This window comes from Pseudomonas pharyngis (assembly GCF_021602345.1).
Taxonomy (GTDB): domain Bacteria; phylum Pseudomonadota; class Gammaproteobacteria; order Pseudomonadales; family Pseudomonadaceae; genus Aquipseudomonas; species Aquipseudomonas pharyngis.
Map to the genome: position 1 here is coordinate 68,889 of NZ_BQID01000017.1, position 17,230 is coordinate 86,118.

At 60.3% G+C, this 17,230-nt stretch carries 14 protein-coding genes and 1 tRNA gene; 8 read left to right on the top strand and 7 right to left on the bottom strand.

Annotation, left to right across the window (positions count from 1 at the left end; all coding sequences use genetic code 11):
• Nucleotides 1-11 precede the first annotated feature (11 nt).
• A tRNA-Val gene (locus L6D74_RS26050) sits at nt 12-87 on the bottom strand.
• Nucleotides 88-246: 159 nt separating this feature from the next.
• Between L6D74_RS26050 and rdgC the strand changes: the two genes are divergently transcribed.
• The 3 genes from rdgC to sugE all read left to right on the top strand — a co-directional run bounded on the left by rdgC (nt 247) and on the right by sugE (nt 2,640).
• A complete protein-coding gene (gene rdgC, locus L6D74_RS26055; RefSeq protein ID WP_007950430.1) occupies nt 247-1,167 on the top strand; it encodes a recombination-associated protein RdgC in 921 nt (306 codons plus the stop codon).
• 74 nt (nt 1,168-1,241) lie between these two features.
• Entirely contained in the window at nt 1,242-2,207 is a 966-nt protein-coding gene (locus tag L6D74_RS26060) for a bile acid:sodium symporter family protein (RefSeq protein WP_236191010.1), read from the top strand.
• A 118-nt stretch (nt 2,208-2,325) separates the two neighbouring features.
• On the top strand, nt 2,326-2,640 hold the full coding sequence (gene sugE, locus L6D74_RS26065; protein ID WP_085682912.1) for a quaternary ammonium compound efflux SMR transporter SugE: 315 nt from the start codon (nt 2,326-2,328) through the stop codon (nt 2,638-2,640).
• A gap of 122 nt (nt 2,641-2,762) precedes the next feature.
• Here sugE and L6D74_RS26070 read toward each other — a convergent pair whose 3' ends face one another.
• The 4 genes from L6D74_RS26070 to L6D74_RS26085 form a co-directional block, all read right to left on the bottom strand.
• On the bottom strand, nt 2,763-4,637 hold the full coding sequence (locus L6D74_RS26070) for an MFS transporter (RefSeq protein WP_236191012.1): 1,875 nt from the start codon (nt 4,635-4,637) through the stop codon (nt 2,763-2,765).
• Between the two features lie 110 nt (nt 4,638-4,747).
• Entirely contained in the window at nt 4,748-5,899 is a 1,152-nt protein-coding gene (locus L6D74_RS26075; RefSeq protein ID WP_236191014.1) for a TDT family transporter, read from the bottom strand.
• 105 nt (nt 5,900-6,004) lie between these two features.
• Nucleotides 6,005-6,316, bottom strand: coding sequence for a cupin domain-containing protein (locus L6D74_RS26080; RefSeq protein ID WP_236191016.1), 312 nt, complete (start codon nt 6,314-6,316; stop codon nt 6,005-6,007).
• A 53-nt stretch (nt 6,317-6,369) separates the two neighbouring features.
• Nucleotides 6,370-7,557, bottom strand: a complete 1,188-nt coding sequence (locus L6D74_RS26085) for an MFS transporter (RefSeq protein ID WP_236191018.1) — start codon at nt 7,555-7,557, stop codon at nt 6,370-6,372.
• Between the two features lie 91 nt (nt 7,558-7,648).
• On the opposite strand from L6D74_RS26085, the gene L6D74_RS26090 reads away from it, so the two are divergent.
• Nucleotides 7,649-8,191, top strand: coding sequence for a TetR/AcrR family transcriptional regulator (locus L6D74_RS26090; protein ID WP_085648475.1), 543 nt, complete (start codon nt 7,649-7,651; stop codon nt 8,189-8,191).
• A 134-nt stretch (nt 8,192-8,325) separates the two neighbouring features.
• Nucleotides 8,326-11,796 carry a hybrid sensor histidine kinase/response regulator gene (locus L6D74_RS26095; RefSeq protein ID WP_236191019.1) on the top strand — a complete coding sequence of 1,157 codons (3,471 nt, stop codon included), beginning with the start codon at nt 8,326-8,328 and terminating at the stop codon, nt 11,794-11,796.
• 9 nt (nt 11,797-11,805) lie between these two features.
• Here L6D74_RS26095 and L6D74_RS26100 read toward each other — a convergent pair whose 3' ends face one another.
• Nucleotides 11,806-13,170: a DNA recombination protein RmuC gene (locus L6D74_RS26100; protein ID WP_178076170.1), complete on the bottom strand. Its 1,365-nt coding sequence runs from the start codon at nt 13,168-13,170 to the stop codon at nt 11,806-11,808.
• A 175-nt stretch (nt 13,171-13,345) separates the two neighbouring features.
• Entirely contained in the window at nt 13,346-13,669 is a 324-nt protein-coding gene (locus L6D74_RS26105; RefSeq protein WP_082934370.1) for an SEL1-like repeat protein, read from the bottom strand.
• 954 nt (nt 13,670-14,623) lie between these two features.
• Here L6D74_RS26105 and L6D74_RS26110 point away from each other — a divergent pair.
• The 3 genes from L6D74_RS26110 to L6D74_RS26120 all read left to right on the top strand — a co-directional run bounded on the left by L6D74_RS26110 (nt 14,624) and on the right by L6D74_RS26120 (nt 17,025).
• Nucleotides 14,624-14,848: a hypothetical protein gene (locus L6D74_RS26110; RefSeq protein WP_007950419.1), complete on the top strand. Its 225-nt coding sequence runs from the start codon at nt 14,624-14,626 to the stop codon at nt 14,846-14,848.
• Between the two features lie 276 nt (nt 14,849-15,124).
• Nucleotides 15,125-15,607 carry a hypothetical protein gene (locus L6D74_RS26115; RefSeq protein WP_085611479.1) on the top strand — a complete coding sequence of 161 codons (483 nt, stop codon included), beginning with the start codon at nt 15,125-15,127 and terminating at the stop codon, nt 15,605-15,607.
• A 146-nt stretch (nt 15,608-15,753) separates the two neighbouring features.
• Nucleotides 15,754-17,025 (top strand): OmpP1/FadL family transporter, encoded by a 1,272-nt coding sequence (locus L6D74_RS26120; protein WP_085648477.1) that lies wholly within the window; start codon nt 15,754-15,756, stop codon nt 17,023-17,025.
• Nucleotides 17,026-17,230: the final 205 nt, after the last annotated feature.

Sequence of the window (17,230 nt, forward strand, 5' to 3'; positions counted from 1 at the left end):
CTTGAAACGAATGGTGGGTGATGACGGGATCGAACCGCCGACATTCTGCTTGTAAGGCAGACGCTCTCCCAGCTGAGCTAATCACCCTTCGCTTCGGTGTGGCGCGCATTCTACGGAGCGACCCAACCTCTGGCAAGCACTTTTTTAAATAATTTTCTCAGCCCTTCCAAAGGCTTAGAGAAGGGTTGGCCTATGACCCGGCGAAGACAATAATGCCCCCCTTTGTATAAAGGAGAGACTCACCCCATGTGGTTCAAGAACCTGCTTATCTATCGCCTGACCCAAGACCTGCCTGTCGATGCCGAGGCGCTGGAAACTGCACTGGCCACCAAACTGGCGCGTCCATGTGCAAGCCAGGAGTTGACCACCTACGGTTTCGTCGCGCCGTTCGGCAAGGGCGAAGATGCTCCACTGGTGCATGTCAGCGGTGATTTCCTGCTGATCTCCGCCCGTAAAGAAGAACGCATTCTGCCGGGCAGCGTCGTGCGCGATGCGGTCAAGGAAAAGGTCGAAGAGATCGAAGCCGAGCAGATGCGCAAGGTCTATAAGAAGGAACGCGATCAGATCAAGGATGAAATCATCCAGGCGTTCCTGCCGCGCGCGTTTATCCGCCGCTCGTCGACCTTCGCCGCCATCGCGCCGAAACAGGGCCTGATCCTGGTCAACTCGGCCAGCCCGAAACGCGCCGAAGACCTGCTCTCCACCCTGCGTGAAGTGATCGGCACCCTGCCGGTTCGTCCGCTGACAGTCAAAACCGCGCCGACCGCCGTGATGACCGAATGGGTCACCACCCAGCAAGCCGCCCCGGACTTCTTCGTGCTGGACGAGTGCGAACTGCGCGACACCCACGAAGACGGCGGCATCGTGCGTTGCAAGCGTCAGGACCTGACCAGCGAAGAAATCCAGCTGCACCTGAGCACCGGCAAGGTGGTGACTCAACTGTCGCTGGCATGGCAGGACAAACTGTCGTTCATGCTCGACGACAAGATGACCGTCAAGCGCCTGAAATTCGAAGATCTGTTGCAGGATCAGGCGGAACAGGACGGCGGCGACGAAGCCTTGGGCCAACTGGACGCCAGCTTCACCCTGATGATGCTGACGTTCGGCGACTTCCTGCCGGCGCTGGTTGAAGCGCTGGGCGGCGAAGAGACTCCGCAGGGCATCTAAGCCTCTGCGCAGTCTTTGGGTTATCTTCAAACGCCACCGCTTCGGTGGCGTTTTCACATAATAAGGAACAGGCCATGCGCGCACTGGCTGCACTGAGTCGTTTTGTCGGCAACACCTTCGCTTACTGGGTCCTGATTTTCGCGGTAATCGCGTTCCTGCAACCGGCATGGTTCATTGACCTCAAAGGCGCGATCGTGCCGTTGCTCGGGCTGGTGATGTTCGGCATGGGCCTGACCCTAAAACTCGACGACTTCGCCGCCGTCGCCCGCCATCCGTGGCGTGTGGCACTGGGCGTGGTCGCGCATTTCGTGATCATGCCGGGGATGGCCTGGTTGCTGTGCCAGATCTTTCATCTGCCGCCGGAAATCGCCGTCGGCGTGATTCTGGTGGGGTGCTGCCCGAGCGGCACGTCCTCGAACGTCATGACCTGGCTGGCCCGTGGCGATCTGGCGCTGTCGGTGGCCATCGCCGCCGTCACCACCCTCCTCGCCCCGCTGCTGACGCCAGCGCTGATCTGGCTGCTGGCCTCGGCCTGGTTGCCGGTTTCGTTCATGGAATTGTTCTGGTCGATCCTGCAAGTGGTGCTGCTGCCGATCGTTCTCGGCGTGGTCGCGCAACGTGTGCTTGGTGACAAGGTGCGCCACGCGGTGGAAGTGCTGCCGCTGGTGTCGGTGGTCAGCATCGTGATCATCGTTGCCGCCGTGGTCGCCGCCAGCCAGGCGAAAATTGCCGAATCCGGTCTGCTGATCATGGCCGTGGTGATGTTGCACAACAGCTTTGGCTATTTGCTGGGGTATTTCACCGGACGCCTGTTCGGCCTGCCGCTGCCGCAGCGCAAGTCCCTGGCGCTGGAAGTCGGCATGCAGAACTCGGGGCTGGGTGCTGCGCTGGCCAGTGCGCACTTTTCGCCACTGGCGGCGGTGCCAAGTGCATTGTTCAGTGTGTGGCACAACATTTCCGGGGCGCTGCTGTCGACCTGGTTCCGGCGGATGAGCGAAAAAGAAGACCGTGAGACGTTGGCACAACAGACGGCCGACTGATTCCGGATCGCGGTGCGGCGCACATTTTTAGGTAGTATGTACGCCACGCGGGGACGACCCTGCGGCTCAATCGAGTTTTCAATCAGGGGACGGCCCCGTCAATCGATGGAGGTCTTTCATGTCCTGGATCATTCTGTTTTTCGCCGGCCTGTTCGAAGTCGGCTGGGCCGTCGGCCTGAAATACACTGATGGTTTCACCCGTCCGCTTCCGACCGTTCTCACCGTTGCCGCCATGGCAGTCAGCTTGGGTTTGCTGGGTCTGGCGATGAAGGAATTGCCGCTGGGCACGGCCTATGCAATCTGGACTGGCGTCGGTGCCGTGGGCACGGTGATTGCCGGGATCATCCTGTTTGGCGAATCGATGGCGTTGATTCGCCTGGCCAGCGTTGCACTGATCATCACCGGATTGATCGGGCTCAAGGTCAGCGCTTAAGCCACTGGCCTCATCGCGGGCAAGCCCGCTCCCACAGGTTTCCGGGTGTACACAAAATCCATGTTCACTGGAGATCCTGTGGGAGCCGGGCTTGCCCACGATGAGGCCAGCACAGCCAATGATTATCTGACTGTCCCGCGCAATTCCCCGACCAACGCCTGCAGTTCCGCTGGCTGCGCCGCTTCGACGGCGACCGGCGAACCCGCCACCAGCGTCACCCGCGACCACAAGCGCCGGAACACTCCCTTGTTCGGATCGCGGCTGAAGAAACTGCCCCACAACCCCTGCAACGCCAGCGGAATCACCGGCACCGGCGTCTCTTCGAGAATCCGCGTCAGCCCGCCCTTGAACTCGTTGATCTCGCCATCGGCGGTCAATTTGCCTTCCGGAAAGATGCAGACCAGCTCACCTTCCTTCAGGTACTGGGCAATCCGGGTGAAGGCCTTTTCGTAGATCTGAATGTCTTCCTGGCGGCCGGCGATAGGAATCGTCCCCGCCGTGCGGAAGATGAAGTTCAGCACCGGCAGGTTGTAGATCTTGTAGTACATGACAAAGCGAATCGGCCGACGCACCGCGCCGCCGATCAGCAAGGCATCGACGAACGACACGTGGTTGCACACCAGCAACGCCGCGCCTTCATCCGGAATCGCGTCAAGGTTGCGATGCTCGACGCGGTACATGGAATGGCTCAGCAGCCAGATCATGAAACGCATGCTGAACTCGGGGACGATCTTGAAGATGTAGGCGTTGACGCCGATGTTCAGCAGCGACACCACCAGGAACAGCTGCGGAATCGACAGTTTGACCACGCTCAGCAACACGATGGTGACAATCGCCGAAATCACCATGAACAGCGCGTTGAGAATATTGTTGGCCGCGATCACCCTGGCCCGTTCGTTCTCGGCGGTGCGCGACTGGATCAATGCGTACAGCGGCACGATGTAGAAACCGCCAAAGATCCCGAGGCCCAGCACATCGACCAACACCGCCCAGGCATGGCCGAAGCCCAGTACTTCAGTCCAACTGTGGCCGGCGGCGCTTTCTGGAATTCCACCGGAGTGCCACCACAGCAACAGTCCGAAAACCGTCAGGCCGAACGAGCCGAACGGCACCAGGCCGATCTCGACTTTACGCCCGGAAAGTTTCTCGCACAGCATCGAACCCAGCGCGATACCGACCGAAAACACCGTCAGAATCAGGGTGACCACGGTTTCGTCACCGTGCATCCATTCCTTGGCATAAGCCGGGATCTGCGTCAGATAAATCGCCCCGACGAACCAGAACCACGAGTTGCCGACAATCGAACGCGACACCGCAGGCGTCTGCCCCAGGCCGAGTTTCAGGGTCGCCCAGGACTGACTGAAGATGTTCCAGTTAAGGCGCATTTCCGGGGTCGCCGCTGCTGCGCGGGGAATGCTGCGACTGGCCAGATAACCCAGCACGGCGATGCCGACAATCGCGGCGGACACCACCGGCGCGTAATTGACCGACGACATCATCACCCCGGCGCCGATGGTCCCGGCCAGAATGGCCAGAAACGTGCCCATCTCCACCAGCCCGTTGCCGCCGACCAGTTCATCGTCGCGCAAGGCCTGCGGCAGGATCGAATATTTCACCGGCCCGAACAGCGCCGAGTGCGTGCCCATGGCGAACAGCGCCACAAGCATCAATGACAGGTGATCGAACAGGAAGCCGACGGATCCCACGGCCATGATGACGATTTCTGCGAGCTTGATCAGACGGATCAACGCGTCCTTGGCGAATTTTTCTCCGAACTGCCCGGCCAACGCCGAAAACAGGAAGAACGGCAGGATAAACAGCAGCGCGCACAGATTGACCCAGATCGAGCGGTCACCCTCGATGGTCAGCCGATAGAGAATGGCGAGGATCAGCGACTGCTTGAACACGTTGTCATTGAACGCGCCCAGCGACTGAGTGATGAAGAACGGCAGGAAGCGCCGGGTGCGCAGCAGGTTGAACTGTGAGGGGTGACTCATCTTCCGTGTGACCCTGTTGTTTTTGGAAAGAGAAGGTAGCGAGTGGCCTGGCTACGCTTATAAGAATGTCGAACCGCGATCCAGGCCACACATTACCTAATCTTTGCAGGTTATTTCTTCAAACCTGCAATACACGGTGAAACAAATAGCTCGCCGCGCCACGCGCCTTGCAGGGTGCGTTTACCGACGATCAGCCACATCACCGCCAGCAACGTCACCAGCACACAACCGACCACACTGAAGAACGTCAGGTGCAAGGTGCTGCCCAGTTTCAGGGTTGCCAGCGAATACACGCCCAGCGGGAACGTAAATCCCCACCAGCCAAGGTTGAACGGGATACCATCACGCAGGTAACGCACGGTGATCAGCAGCGCCATCAGCATCCACCACAGACCGAAGCCCCACAGCGTGATCCCGGCGACCAGGCCCAGGCCCGACGCCATTTCGCCGATGCCCGACATACCGTTGGCCGCGAAGATCGCCGGGGCGTCGCCACCCAGCAGCAACATGCCCAGGGCGCCGGTGCCGATTGGCCCCAGGGCCAGCCAGCTCGATGCCGCCATGTTTTCGTGGGGCAGTTTGTGCAAGGCCATGCGCAACAAAAGAATGGTCAGAATGCTGAACGCCACGGGTAAGGAAAAAGCCCACAGCACGTAGCTCGTCACCAGCACCACCAGTTGCGAGTGGGCATCAGCCAGGTGCGGCGCCAGCAGCCCGCCGCTGGCAGCCGCCACTTCTGCCGCTACCACCGGCAACAGCCAGACGGCGGTCATCTGATCGATGCTGTGTTCCTGACGGGTAAACATCATGTAGGGAATCAGCACGCCGCAGGCCAGCGACATCGCCACGTCCAGCCACCACAACACTTCGGCCAGTTGAATGACCCCATCGCCCCAGCGCGGCAGACCGAACAGCAGAAAGCCGTTGATGATGGTCGCCAGGCCCATGGGAATGGTGCCGAAGAACATCGAAACCGTGGAGTGGCCGAAGATACGCCGCGCCTCGTCGAAGAACAGAATCCAGCGCGCGGCGTAGGCAGCGGTAAACAGCACGAACAACAGAATGTTGAACAGCCACAGCCCTTCGGCCACCGCGCGCAGGCCGGGAATGGACACCGGCAATTGCGCCAGCGCCAAGGCCAGCACGCCGGTGCCCATGGTGGCGGCGAACCAGTTCGGGGTGAATTGGCGGATTACTTCAAGCGGGTGCTGAAGCTGGCTGAATGGCTTGATACCGGGTTTGACGCTGTTGGGGCAAATCATCATGAACTCCTGTCCTCAGGTGAGGTTGAGATCATGGTAGAACCGAATCGAATATCTATATAACGGGTAATATCTCTAACTGTTATCTGTTTTGTAGATATTAAGTCAGACACTGCCTTCGGTTTCGATCACCAGAATCCGCGCCGCACCCTGAGGATGAGCGACGTGTTCGGTGCCGATGGAGGCGTAGAAGATATCGCCAACGTCGAGCAAGGCCTGCTTCTCCTCACCTTCTTCGCGATAGTGCATGAGCACCTGACCGTCGAGCACAACAAACACTTCTTCGCCGTCATTGATGTGCCATTTGTAGGGCTGATCGGTCCAGTGCAGACGCGTGGTGATGCCGTTCATGTTGGCGATGTCGAGCGCGCCCCAGGCGCGCTCGGCGGTGAAGGTCTTGCTGCGGATAATCTTCATGCGTCGATCCGTGAGAAGAGTTGGCTGGCCAAGGCTAACCGAATCCAGAGATGTTATGGAGCGCTGCAGGTCTTCGCCGCTTGCGCGCGGAAGCTCATCAGCAGCGCTCCGACCGCCAACACGATCAGCACCGCGCCATACACATCGGTGGTGGTCAGCAGGCCCACGCTGTGGGTGAAATGTCCGGCCAGTAACGCCGGCAGGCAGAACGCCAGGTAACTCAGCACATAAAACGCCGACATCAATCCGGCCCGCTCATGAGGCAATGCCAGCGGCACCAGGCTGCGCACCGCACCGAGAAAACCGGAGCCAAAGCCACAACCGGCCACCAGCGTGCCGAAGAAGAACAGCGAGAGACTGGCGCTGTGCACGCCCAATAGAATCAGCACGATGCCGGCCGGCAGCAGGCTCGCCCCAAGTTGCAGCGCCCGGGAGGCGGGACGATTGCGCAACGTGAAGATCATCAACGCACCGGTCATGGTCAACGCCGCCACGGTCGCGCCGCCGATCAGGTTGGAGGTGGAGCCAGTGGCCGTGCGCACCAGCGACGGTGCCAGCGAGGCATAAAAACCGCCGAGCGCCCAGGTCGCGGTATTCAGCGGCAATACTCGCCATAACGTCGAACGCGCCTGGACCGGCACGTGCAGGGTCGGTCGCAACGAGGCCCACGCCCCGGCCTGCGGCGAGACACTTTCCGGCAGGCGCCACACATAGATGCCTTGCAACACAAACAGCGCGAGCAGCAACCAATAGGTCAATTGCAACGGCGCCGGAGCGAACTCGGCCAGCAAGCCGCAGCCCATGCCACCCAATGCCATGCCCAGCAACGGAGCAACGCTGTTGATCAGCGGCCCCTGCTGACGGTCGGTATCCAGCAGTGTCGCGCTCAACACGGCGGTGGCCATGCCGGTGGCGAAACCTTGCAGCACCCGCGCGCCGATCAGCCAGCCCACGCTGTCGGCGTAGATAAACAGCAACATCGACAGCGCATTGAGCGTCACGGCGGTAAAGATCACCGGTTTGCGTCCCAGGTGATCCGACAGCGAACCGACCGTCAGCAATGCGGCCAGCAGACTGAGGGCATAGACGCCGAAAATCAGGGTCAGCACCGCTGCCGAAAAATGCAGCTGATCCTGATACAGGTGATACAACGGCGTCGGCGCAGTGGAAGCGGCGAGAAAACTCAGTAAGGTGATCGCCAGAAACCACAGGCTGGAACGGTTGGAAGCAAGGCTGGTCATGGGCACACTCCGCAAAAGCTAATTTTTTGCTTTTGCGGAGTGTGCTCTTGGCTTGCGCTTAAAGCAAATTCTTTGTGTTAAGGTCTGCCGCATGGCTATTAAAGAAGGTTTACGCCCCGGTGGTCGCAGCGCCCGGGTGCAGGAGTCGATTCACTCGGCAGTCCGCGCGCTTCTGCAAGAACAGGAGCGCTCAACGGTGACCGTCCCGCAAATCGCGGCGCGCGCCGGGGTAACGCCATCAACCATTTATCGGCGCTGGGGCGATCTGGCGACCTTGCTGGCCGACGTTGCCCTCGCCCGCATGCGCCCCGACAGCGAGCCGGCTGAAACCGGCAGCCTGCGCAGCGACATCCGCGCGTGGGCCGAACAATACCTCGACGAAATGAGTTCGGAACCCGGGCGCAACATGATGCGCGACGTGCAGGCGAGTGCGACGCCGGGCTATTGCGTGGCGATCATCGGCGCGCAGTTGCAGACCATCATCGAGCGCCACCCCAAGGAACCGGCGCCGAGCGTGGATCGGCTGATCAATCTGGTGGTGTCCCCGGTGGTATTTCGCATTCTGTTTTCGGCAGCGCCGCTGGAAGTCGGAGAACTGCACCGCTTGATCGACATCGCGCTGAAACCGGACTGACCGCAGAACCGGCCGGTTCTGTTCCTGCGACACCCCGCCGCGCCACGACCTTGGTCGACACTGACTAACCGCCGCGCCCGTGCGAGACTGTCTGACCGGGCGCGAGTCCGGTCGTTTTCTGTCGGGAGTGTTCCATGTCGTTGTCCACCGGGCTGATCGCCGCCGTCGCCCTGGCCTATATGGCCATCATGTTCGCCATCGCCTTCTACGGCGACCGTCGCAGCACACCGCTGCCGCCACGGGTGCGTGCCTGGGTGTACAGCCTGTCGCTGGCGGTCTACTGCACCAGTTGGACGTTTTTTGGCGCGGTCGGTCAGGCTGCCGAACAACTGTGGTCGTTCCTGCCGATCTACCTCGGGCCGATCCTGCTGCTGCTCGGTGCGCCGTGGGTGCTGCAGAAAATGGTGATGATCAGCAAGCAGGAGAACATCACCTCCATCGCCGACTTCATTGCCGCCCGTTACGGCAAGTCCCAGTCGTTGGCGGTGGTGGTTGCGCTGATCTGTCTGGTCGGCGTTCTGCCTTATATCGCCTTGCAGCTCAAAGGCATTGTCCTCGGCGTGAACCTGCTGATCGGTGCCGGCGCCGACGCCATGGGCACCCGCGCCCAGGACACCGCGCTGATCGTGTCGCTGGTGCTCGCGCTGTTCACCATCGTCTTCGGTACGCGCAATCTCGATGCCACCGAGCACCACCGCGGCATGGTGCTGGCGATTGCCTTTGAATCGCTGGTCAAGCTGTTCGCCTTCCTCGCCGTCGGCGCCTTCGTCACTTATGGCCTGTATGACGGCTTCGACGACCTGTTCAATCAGGCGATGCTCGCCCCGCGCCTGGAGGAATACTGGAAAGAAACCATCAACTGGCCGTCGATGGTGGTACAGACCGGCGTGGCGATGATGGCGATCATCTGCCTGCCCCGGCAGTTCCACGTGACGGTGGTCGAGAACATCGACCCGCAGGATCTGCGTCTGGCCAAATGGGTGTTCCCCGCCTACCTCGCACTGGCCGCGCTGTTTGTGGTCCCGATCGCCCTGGCCGGTCAGATGCTGCTGCCCAGCTCGGTCATCCCCGACTCTTTCGTTATCAGCCTGCCATTGGCCCAGGCCCATCCGGCGCTGGCGATGCTGGCGTTTATCGGCGGTGCATCGGCGGCCACCGGCATGGTGATCGTAGCGAGTGTGGCGCTGTCGACCATGGTCTCCAACGACATGCTGTTACCGTGGCTGCTGCGCCGCAACAATGCCGAGCGGCCGTTCGAAGTGTTCCGTCAGTGGATGCTCTCGGTGCGCCGCGTCAGCATCGTGCTGATTCTGTTGCTGGCCTACGTCAGCTACCGTTTGCTCGGCTCGACCGCGAGCCTAGCGACCATCGGCCAGATCGCCTTCGCCGCCGTCACCCAACTGGCCCCGGCGATGCTCGGCGCGCTGTACTGGAAACAGGCCAACCGGCGTGGTGTATTCGCCGGTCTCGCCGCCGGTACGTTCCTGTGGTTCTACACCTTGATCCTGCCGATCGCTGCGCGCAGCCTCGGTTGGTCGCTGGACAGTTTCCCCGGACTCGCCTGGCTGCACAGCAACCCGTTGAACCTGCCGATCACCCCGCTGACCCAAGGCGTGGTGCTGTCGCTGGCAGGCAACTTCACCCTGTTCGCCTGGGTCTCGGTGCTGTCGCGCACCCGCGTGTCGGAGCACTGGCAGGCCGGGCGTTTTATCGGCCAGGAAATCAGCGCCCGGCCGAATGCACGCTCGATGCTGGCGGTGCAGATCGACGATTTGCTGCAATTGGCGGCACGCTTTGTCGGCGAAGAACGCGCGCGGCAGAGCTTCATCCGCTTCGCCTACCGCCAGGGCAAAGGCTTCAACCCGAACCAGAACGCCGACGGCGAATGGATCGCCCACACTGAGCGTTTGCTGGCCGGTGTCCTTGGCGCTTCGTCAACGCGAGCGGTCGTGAAAGCCGCCATCGAAGGTCGAGAAATGCAGCTGGAGGACGTCGTGCGGATCGCCGACGAAGCCTCGGAAGTGCTGCAGTTCAACCGCGCGCTGCTGCAAGGCGCGATCGAGAACATTACCCAGGGCATCAGCGTGGTCGACCAGTCGCTGAGACTGGTGGCCTGGAACCGCCGCTATCTCGAACTGTTCAACTATCCGGACGGTTTGATCAGCGTTGGCCGACCGATTGCCGACATCATTCGCCATAACGCCGAGCGTGGTTTGTGCGGCCCCGGTGAAGCGGAAGTTCACGTCGCCCGTCGTCTGCACTGGATGCGTCAGGGCCGCGCCCACACCTCCGAGCGACTGTTCCCCAATGGCCGGGTGATCGAGCTGATCGGCAACCCGATGCCTGGCGGCGGTTTCGTCATGAGTTTCACCGACATCACCGCGTTCCGCGAAGCCGAGCAGGCGCTGACCGAGGCCAACGAAGGGCTGGAGCAACGGGTCAGCGAACGGACCCAGGAACTGTCGCAACTCAACGTCGCGTTGACCGAAGCCAAGGGCAATGCCGAGGCGGCCAACCAGTCCAAGACCCGCTTTCTCGCCGCCGTCAGTCACGACCTGATGCAGCCCTTGAACGCCGCACGGCTGTTCTCCGCCGCCCTCTCCCATCAGGAAGACGGCCTGAGCGCCGAGGCGCAGAAACTGGTGCAGCATCTCGACAGTTCGCTGCGTTCGGCCGAAGACCTGATCAGCGACCTGCTGGACATTTCCCGCCTGGAAAACGGCAAGATCAACCCGGATCGCAAGCCGTTCGCGGTCAATGAGCTGTTCGATATTCTCGGCGCGGAGTTCAAGGCATTGGCTCAGGAACAGGGCCTGAGCTTCCGGGTACGCGGCAGCCAGTTGCGCATCGACAGCGACATCAAGTTGCTGCGGCGGATTCTGCAGAACTTCCTCACCAACGCTTTCCGCTACGCAAAAGGCCCGGTGCTGCTGGGCGTGCGTCGGCGCAAAGGCGAAATCTGTCTGGAAGTGTGGGATCGCGGGCCGGGGATTCCGGAGGACAAACAGCAAGTGATCTTCGAGGAATTCAAACGCCTCGACAGCCACCAGACCCGCGCTGAGAAAGGTCTCGGCCTGGGCCTGGCGATAGCCGACGGTCTGTGCCGCGTGCTCGGCCACACCTTGCGCGTGCGTTCATGGCCGGGGCGCGGCAGCGTGTTCAGTGTCCGCGTGCCGTTGGCCAAAGCACAGACCGTGCAACCGCCAGCGGCGGTGGAAATCAATGGCAAACTGCACAGCGGCGCGCAGGTGCTGTGCATCGACAACGAAGACAGCATTCTGATCGGCATGAACAGCCTGCTCACGCGCTGGGGCTGTCAGGTCTGGACCGCGCGAAACCGCGAAGAATGTGCGGCGCTGCTCGATGACGGCGTGCGGCCACAATTGGCGCTGGTGGACTATCACCTCGATCACGGCGAAACCGGCACCGATCTGATGGCCTGGTTGCGCACAAGGCTGGGCGAGCCGGTGCCCGGCGTGGTGATCAGCGCCGACGGGCATCCGGAAACGGTGGCGCAGGTTCATGCAGCGGGGCTGGATTATCTGGCCAAACCGGTGAAACCGGCGGCGTTGCGGGCGTTGTTGAGTCGTTATTTGCCGCTCTAGCAGAGCGGCTTATTCAGGCAGCTCGACCAGGCCGTCGGCATCGGTCATCGCGCGCTCCAGCAGATCCGCCGGCAGGCTTTTGCTGGCCCGCGCGCCGAGCAACTTGAGCTGTTCGCTGCGGCTGACCAGGTTGCCGCGCCCTTCTGTCAGCTTGTTGCGCGCCGCGCTGTAGGCCTTGTCCAGTTGCTGCAAGCGATTGCCGACTTCGTCCAGATCCTGAATGAACAACACGAACTTGTCATACAGCCAACCGGCGCGCTCGGCGATTTCCCGGGCGTTCTGGCTCTGACGCTCCTGCTTCCACAGGCTGTCGATGACCCGCAGCGTTGCCAGCAGCGTGGTCGGGCTGACGATCACGATGTTGCGATCAAAAGCTTCCTGAAACAGTGACGGCTCGGCCTGCAATGCAGCGGAAAACGCCGCTTCGATGGGCACGAACAGCAAGACAAAATCGAGGCTGTGCAAACCTTCCAGTCGCTTGTAATCCTTGCCGGCCAGGCCTTTGACGTGACTGCGCAGGGACAGCACGTGTTGCTTCATGGCGATCTGGCCAATGGCATCGTCGTCCGCCGCGACGTATTGCTGATACGCGGTGAGGCTGACCTTGGAATCCACCACTACCTGCTTGTCGCCCGGCAAGTAAATGATCACGTCCGGCTGAAAACGCTCGCCATCCGGGCCCTTGAGATTGACCTGGGTCTGGTACTCCCGGCCCTTCTCCAGCCCGGCATGCTCAAGCACACGCTCGAGAATCAGCTCGCCCCAGTTGCCCTGGGTTTTCTGGCCCTTCAGGGCGCGGGTCAGGTTGGTCGCTTCGTCGCTCAGGCGCAGGTTCAGTTGCTGCAAACGCTCCAGTTCCTTGGCCAGCGAAAAACGCTCGCGGGCTTCGGCCTGGTAGCTTTCCTCGACACGTTTTTCGAACGACTGGATGCGCTCTTTCAAAGGGTCGAGCAATTGGCCGAGGCGCTGCTGGCTGGTTTCGGCAAAGCGTTGTTCGCGCTCATCGAAGATCTTGCCGGCCAGTTCGGCGAACTGTGCGCGCAGCTCGTCACGGGAACCTTGCAGGTCATCCAGACGTTGTTGATGGCTTTCCTGTTGCTCGCGCAATTCGGCATTCAGCGAAGCCGCCTGGGCGTCCAGGCGCCGCAATTCGGCTTCCTTGTTGGCGCGCTCGAGATTCCAGGCGTGGGCGGCGTCACGAGCGTCGTCGCGCTCGATCTGCAACAGCTCGACTTCCCGGCGCACAGCCGCGAGCTCCGCTTGTTTCGAGGCATTGGCCTGGCCGAGATCGGCGACTTCATCGCGGCAGGCTTCAAGTTGTGCAGTGAGGCCGTCCTGGGCCATTTGCGCCATGGCCAGCCGCTCCTCGAGCAACGCGACTTCAGACTGGTTCTGACTGGCCCGACGTTGCAGTTGCCAGGCCAATGCCAGCAACGGCACCGCCGCACCTGCCAGCCCCAGCAGGATGCTGGTCAAGTCCATCGCCATAGTGATTCCCGCCGATCCGATAAAGCCTGAAGGTTAACCAAGGCGTCTGGTCTTGGACAGCTCAGTCTTCGATCAGGCCGAGTTCCTGTTGCGCGCGTCGGTCACCGGCGCGGGCGGCTTGGCGCAGCAGGTCCTGGCCGATCCGGCGATCCCGTGCATTGCCGCACTCGCGGCACATCAACTGGCCGAGGCGACTCTGCGCCGCGACCACCCCTTCCCGGGCCGGTTGCTTGAGCAGGCGGCCGGCGAGGTGCTTGGCATTTCGGCTGTCGCCCAGACGCGGGCTGTCCAGCAGCCATTCGGCCACGCGCACGGAAAATCGCTTGGGAGCGGTAACACGAGGGAGTTGGGAGGTAACAGATTCTGGAGCTGAACGAAACTTCATAAAGCACTGTGGGACAGATCGGAAGGCGCGCCACTCTACTCTTTTTTTCGCACAGGTAAAGTCGAAAAAAACCCGGCACGCCCGTGCTAGAGCAAGCGCTCGGGACAATCCACAGAAGCTGTGGATAACTCAGTGGACAACCGCCCTCCAGTCGCCGCAAAGCCTTGTGGAACGGGGCTCGCAGTCAAACTGACGATTTTTTCACCAGTTAAAAAAAGCGATGTTTTTCATTGACTTAAACTTTCGATGCAGGCAGCCATCGGGGTCAGGATTGTTGTGACAGCGCCGTTACAGTCTGCGCAACTAATGTGCACAAGTACCTGTTACGCGGTTATATCGACGCGCCTTTTCGGGTCGTTTTGGCATTCGTGCTGGGGATAAGCCGCTGCGCAGAGCGTCAGCATCTTTCGGGTCGTGGCGACCGACGGACGTGAAGTGAGCCAGATCGGGGCAGGCGGGGGAGCCCGGGTAGCGGATTCTGATTTTTTTGATCATCGGGTTTGCCTTCTGCGATTCGTTCCGTTAGTATCCGCGGCGTTAGTACCAAGCTGAAAGTCAATTCCGGTCGAACACACCCCCACGGTCAAGTTTCTCTCACAGAGATCTTCACTGAAAAAAGCGGGATCGACCCCTCGATGGTTTCCAGGTAAATCTTGCGACGACACAGTCTTTGAATCGAATGCAAAGAGTGTTGCGAAGACCACTTACTCTGACCGAACCAACCTGCAAATTGATCAGGATCTTCACCAAGGGCCCAGAACCTCTGCCCTTGATATGTTGCCTGTCCTCCTAAGTACCTACCTGCCAGCCCAAGCGCGCCAACTTTTATAGCGCTCGAACTGGCTGCCTTGTTCCAGTCGGGTTCTTCGTTCGACCAATGGTGGTTGACGTTACTGGAACGTTTTAACGTTGCACGGTTCTTATCCGTGTCATTTGTAGGAACACCTAATAACTATGTCGACTCAAATCCAGACTCAGGATGCCATTCGCACCCTAACCAACGCTTTTGCTCCAATGAACTGCCTGATCATGGCCGCTCGCAAAGGCTGCTTCAGCTTCACCGTGGTCAATGAACACGGGATCGCCCGCCACAGCGAGCGTCTGTACCCCGATCAGTACTCCAGCGCCGAACCGCTGCAGGCCGTGATTGATCGCACCCGTCAGGCACTGATCGCCTGAGAAGCCGAAATGGCTGCAAAAGCAAAAGCCCTGCTGAAATGCGGGGCTTTTTATTGCCCGATGTTTCACTTTTACCTCTTTCCGCTTAAGCACCAACCGGTATAACGGTTATAACGGCGCGCCGGAAATATTTTAAAAACAGTCCTTTACGTCACGAATATGACACTACACTTCAACTCAAGCGGCGTGTTCCGCTTCCGGCGAGCCTGAGTCGATCCACAGCTGCCAAGCTCCCCCTTCAGGCCTCGCCGCCCAATAACAAGATCCGAGGGATTTATGGGTATCGCTGCCAGCGAACTGTGCCGCTATGTGATTCGTCCTACGCTGATCTACCTGGGACGTCACTGCGCAACCGCCGAATCCCTGCTGCTGGGCATTGCCGCCAGCCAGTCCGCCCTCGGTTCCGCCCTGCATGACCGCCGTGGCCACGGCCTGTACCGGATTGCCGAAAACCGCCACCAAGCCCTCTGGGATCATTACCTGGCGCTGGATCCGGAACGCGCCAGCCTGGTTCGCGGCCTCGCCAGCCAGCATGCCTTCCTCAGCGGCCCGCACCTGGAACTGACCGTCAATTTGCGTTATGCCACAGCCATCGCCTGGCTGCTGGTCGAAGAACAAAACACTACCCTCCCCGAGCCGGACGATCTGCTGGGCATGGCGCGTATCTGGCGTCAGACCTTTCAGCCCCAAGGTCGTCTGCGCGACTTCACCTGCGCCTGGCAAACCTGTGTTTCACCGCTGAATCAGGTCGCTTGCTGACCCGCTGTTTTCACAACATCGCCCAACAGGCAGTGATTTTGGTCGGATTGTCCTACAAAACCGCTCTAACTCAAGGCATACGGACTATAGCGCCGCGACGAAAATGTTGGTAATTTTCGCCCCGGTGATCACCAGGAGTTCTAATAATGAAAAAAGTCATGCTCAAAACCACCCTTAGCCTTGCCGTAACCGTGGCATCCACCCAGATCTTCGCAGCTGGCTTTGCCATCAACGAACACAGCATCAGCGGGATGGGGACTGGGTACGCCGGGCGATCTTCTTCTGCCGACGACGCAAGCACCGTTTATGGCAACCCTGCCGGCATGTCGCGCATCACGCGCGAACAAGTTACCGGTGGCGTTGCATTCCTCGACGCAAAAACCGATATCAGCGACGCCAGCTCCAGCCCGAACGGCGGCAGCAACAAAGGCGACATGGTGCCCTTCACCTCCGTACCTATGGGCTACTACGTCAAGCCGATCGACGAGCATTGGGCATTCGGTCTGGGTGTGTACGTACCCTTCGGCCTGATCACCGACTATGAAAACGGCTTCGCCGGCCGTTACTTCGGCAGCAAGTCAGAAGTCAAGATCATTACCTTCCAGCCAACGGTCAGCTACAAGTTCAACGATGTCGTGTCGATCGGTTTCGGCCCGACCATCAACCGCATTGACGGCTCGCTGGAATCCAACCTGTCGATCACTCAGGCAGCGCCGGACGGCAAGGTCAAGATCAAGGGCGACGACACCGCACTGGGCTACAACATCGGCGTGCTGGTACAGGCTACCGACAGCACTCGCCTGGGTCTGACCTACCACTCGAAAGTCGACTACAAGCTCGATGGCAACACCAAGGTCAACTACGGTGTGCTGGGCGCGATCGGCCTGGGTGCGAACCAGAAGTACGACGCTTCTCTGAAGATCACCACGCCTGAATCCGTGGACCTCTCGGTCACCCAGGCGATCAACGATCGCTGGAACGTCTACGCCGGTACCACCTGGACCCGCTGGAGCCAGCTGGAAAAGATCACCGTCAAGAACTCCGGTGTACAGCCTCTGCTGGCTGGCCAGTTCGGCGAGATCACCGAAGAACAGAACTGGCATGACACCTGGGCGTACGCCATCGGTACGTCCTACCAGTTGAACAAGGAATGGGTACTGCGTACCGGCCTGACGTTCGACCAGTCGCCGACCAACAACGTCGACCGTTCGCCACGCATCCCGACCGGCGACCGGACCATCTTCAGCATCGGTGCCGGCTGGAGCCCGACCGAAGACCTGACCATCGACGTTGCCTACTCGTACCTGAAGGAAGAGAAGGTCAACATCCGCAACGAAAACGATCGTGGCCAGAGCTACAACTCGCAGTATGAAAACTCGGCAAACGGCTTCGGTGTCGGCGCAACCTACCGCTTCTGATGCTGTACGGCGAGGCTAATGCCTCGCCCACTAAAAAGCCCCGCTCTCTTCACAGAGGCGGGGCTTTTTAATGGGCGTTGTCTCGTCCTGAATAAGGTTTACACCTTCTGGCTTCTTATCAGGAGGGTGCAATGGATTCGGGCGCAAAACGCAGTCAACGCGATTACACGCTGACTTTTAAATTGTCGGTTGTCGACCAAGTCGA

What these genes read in the sequence shown, in the direction of transcription:
- L6D74_RS26095 (WP_236191019.1), top strand. Translation starts at nt 8,326, where the DNA reads ATGTCGTTGTCCACCGGGCTGATCGCCGCCGTCGCCCTGGCCTATATG.
- L6D74_RS26110 (WP_007950419.1), top strand. Translation starts at nt 14,624, where the DNA reads ATGTCGACTCAAATCCAGACTCAGGATGCCATTCGCACCCTAACCAAC.
- L6D74_RS26075 (WP_236191014.1), bottom strand. Translation starts at nt 5,899, where the DNA reads ATGATTTGCCCCAACAGCGTCAAACCCGGTATCAAGCCATTCAGCCAG.
- L6D74_RS26080 (WP_236191016.1), bottom strand. Translation starts at nt 6,316, where the DNA reads ATGAAGATTATCCGCAGCAAGACCTTCACCGCCGAGCGCGCCTGGGGC.
- L6D74_RS26070 (WP_236191012.1), bottom strand. Translation starts at nt 4,637, where the DNA reads ATGAGTCACCCCTCACAGTTCAACCTGCTGCGCACCCGGCGCTTCCTG.
- rdgC (WP_007950430.1), top strand. Translation starts at nt 247, where the DNA reads ATGTGGTTCAAGAACCTGCTTATCTATCGCCTGACCCAAGACCTGCCT.
- L6D74_RS26060 (WP_236191010.1), top strand. Translation starts at nt 1,242, where the DNA reads ATGCGCGCACTGGCTGCACTGAGTCGTTTTGTCGGCAACACCTTCGCT.
- L6D74_RS26085 (WP_236191018.1), bottom strand. Translation starts at nt 7,557, where the DNA reads ATGACCAGCCTTGCTTCCAACCGTTCCAGCCTGTGGTTTCTGGCGATC.
- L6D74_RS26090 (WP_085648475.1), top strand. Translation starts at nt 7,649, where the DNA reads ATGGCTATTAAAGAAGGTTTACGCCCCGGTGGTCGCAGCGCCCGGGTG.
- L6D74_RS26120 (WP_085648477.1), top strand. Translation starts at nt 15,754, where the DNA reads ATGAAAAAAGTCATGCTCAAAACCACCCTTAGCCTTGCCGTAACCGTG.
- L6D74_RS26105 (WP_082934370.1), bottom strand. Translation starts at nt 13,669, where the DNA reads ATGAAGTTTCGTTCAGCTCCAGAATCTGTTACCTCCCAACTCCCTCGT.
- L6D74_RS26115 (WP_085611479.1), top strand. Translation starts at nt 15,125, where the DNA reads ATGGGTATCGCTGCCAGCGAACTGTGCCGCTATGTGATTCGTCCTACG.
- sugE (WP_085682912.1), top strand. Translation starts at nt 2,326, where the DNA reads ATGTCCTGGATCATTCTGTTTTTCGCCGGCCTGTTCGAAGTCGGCTGG.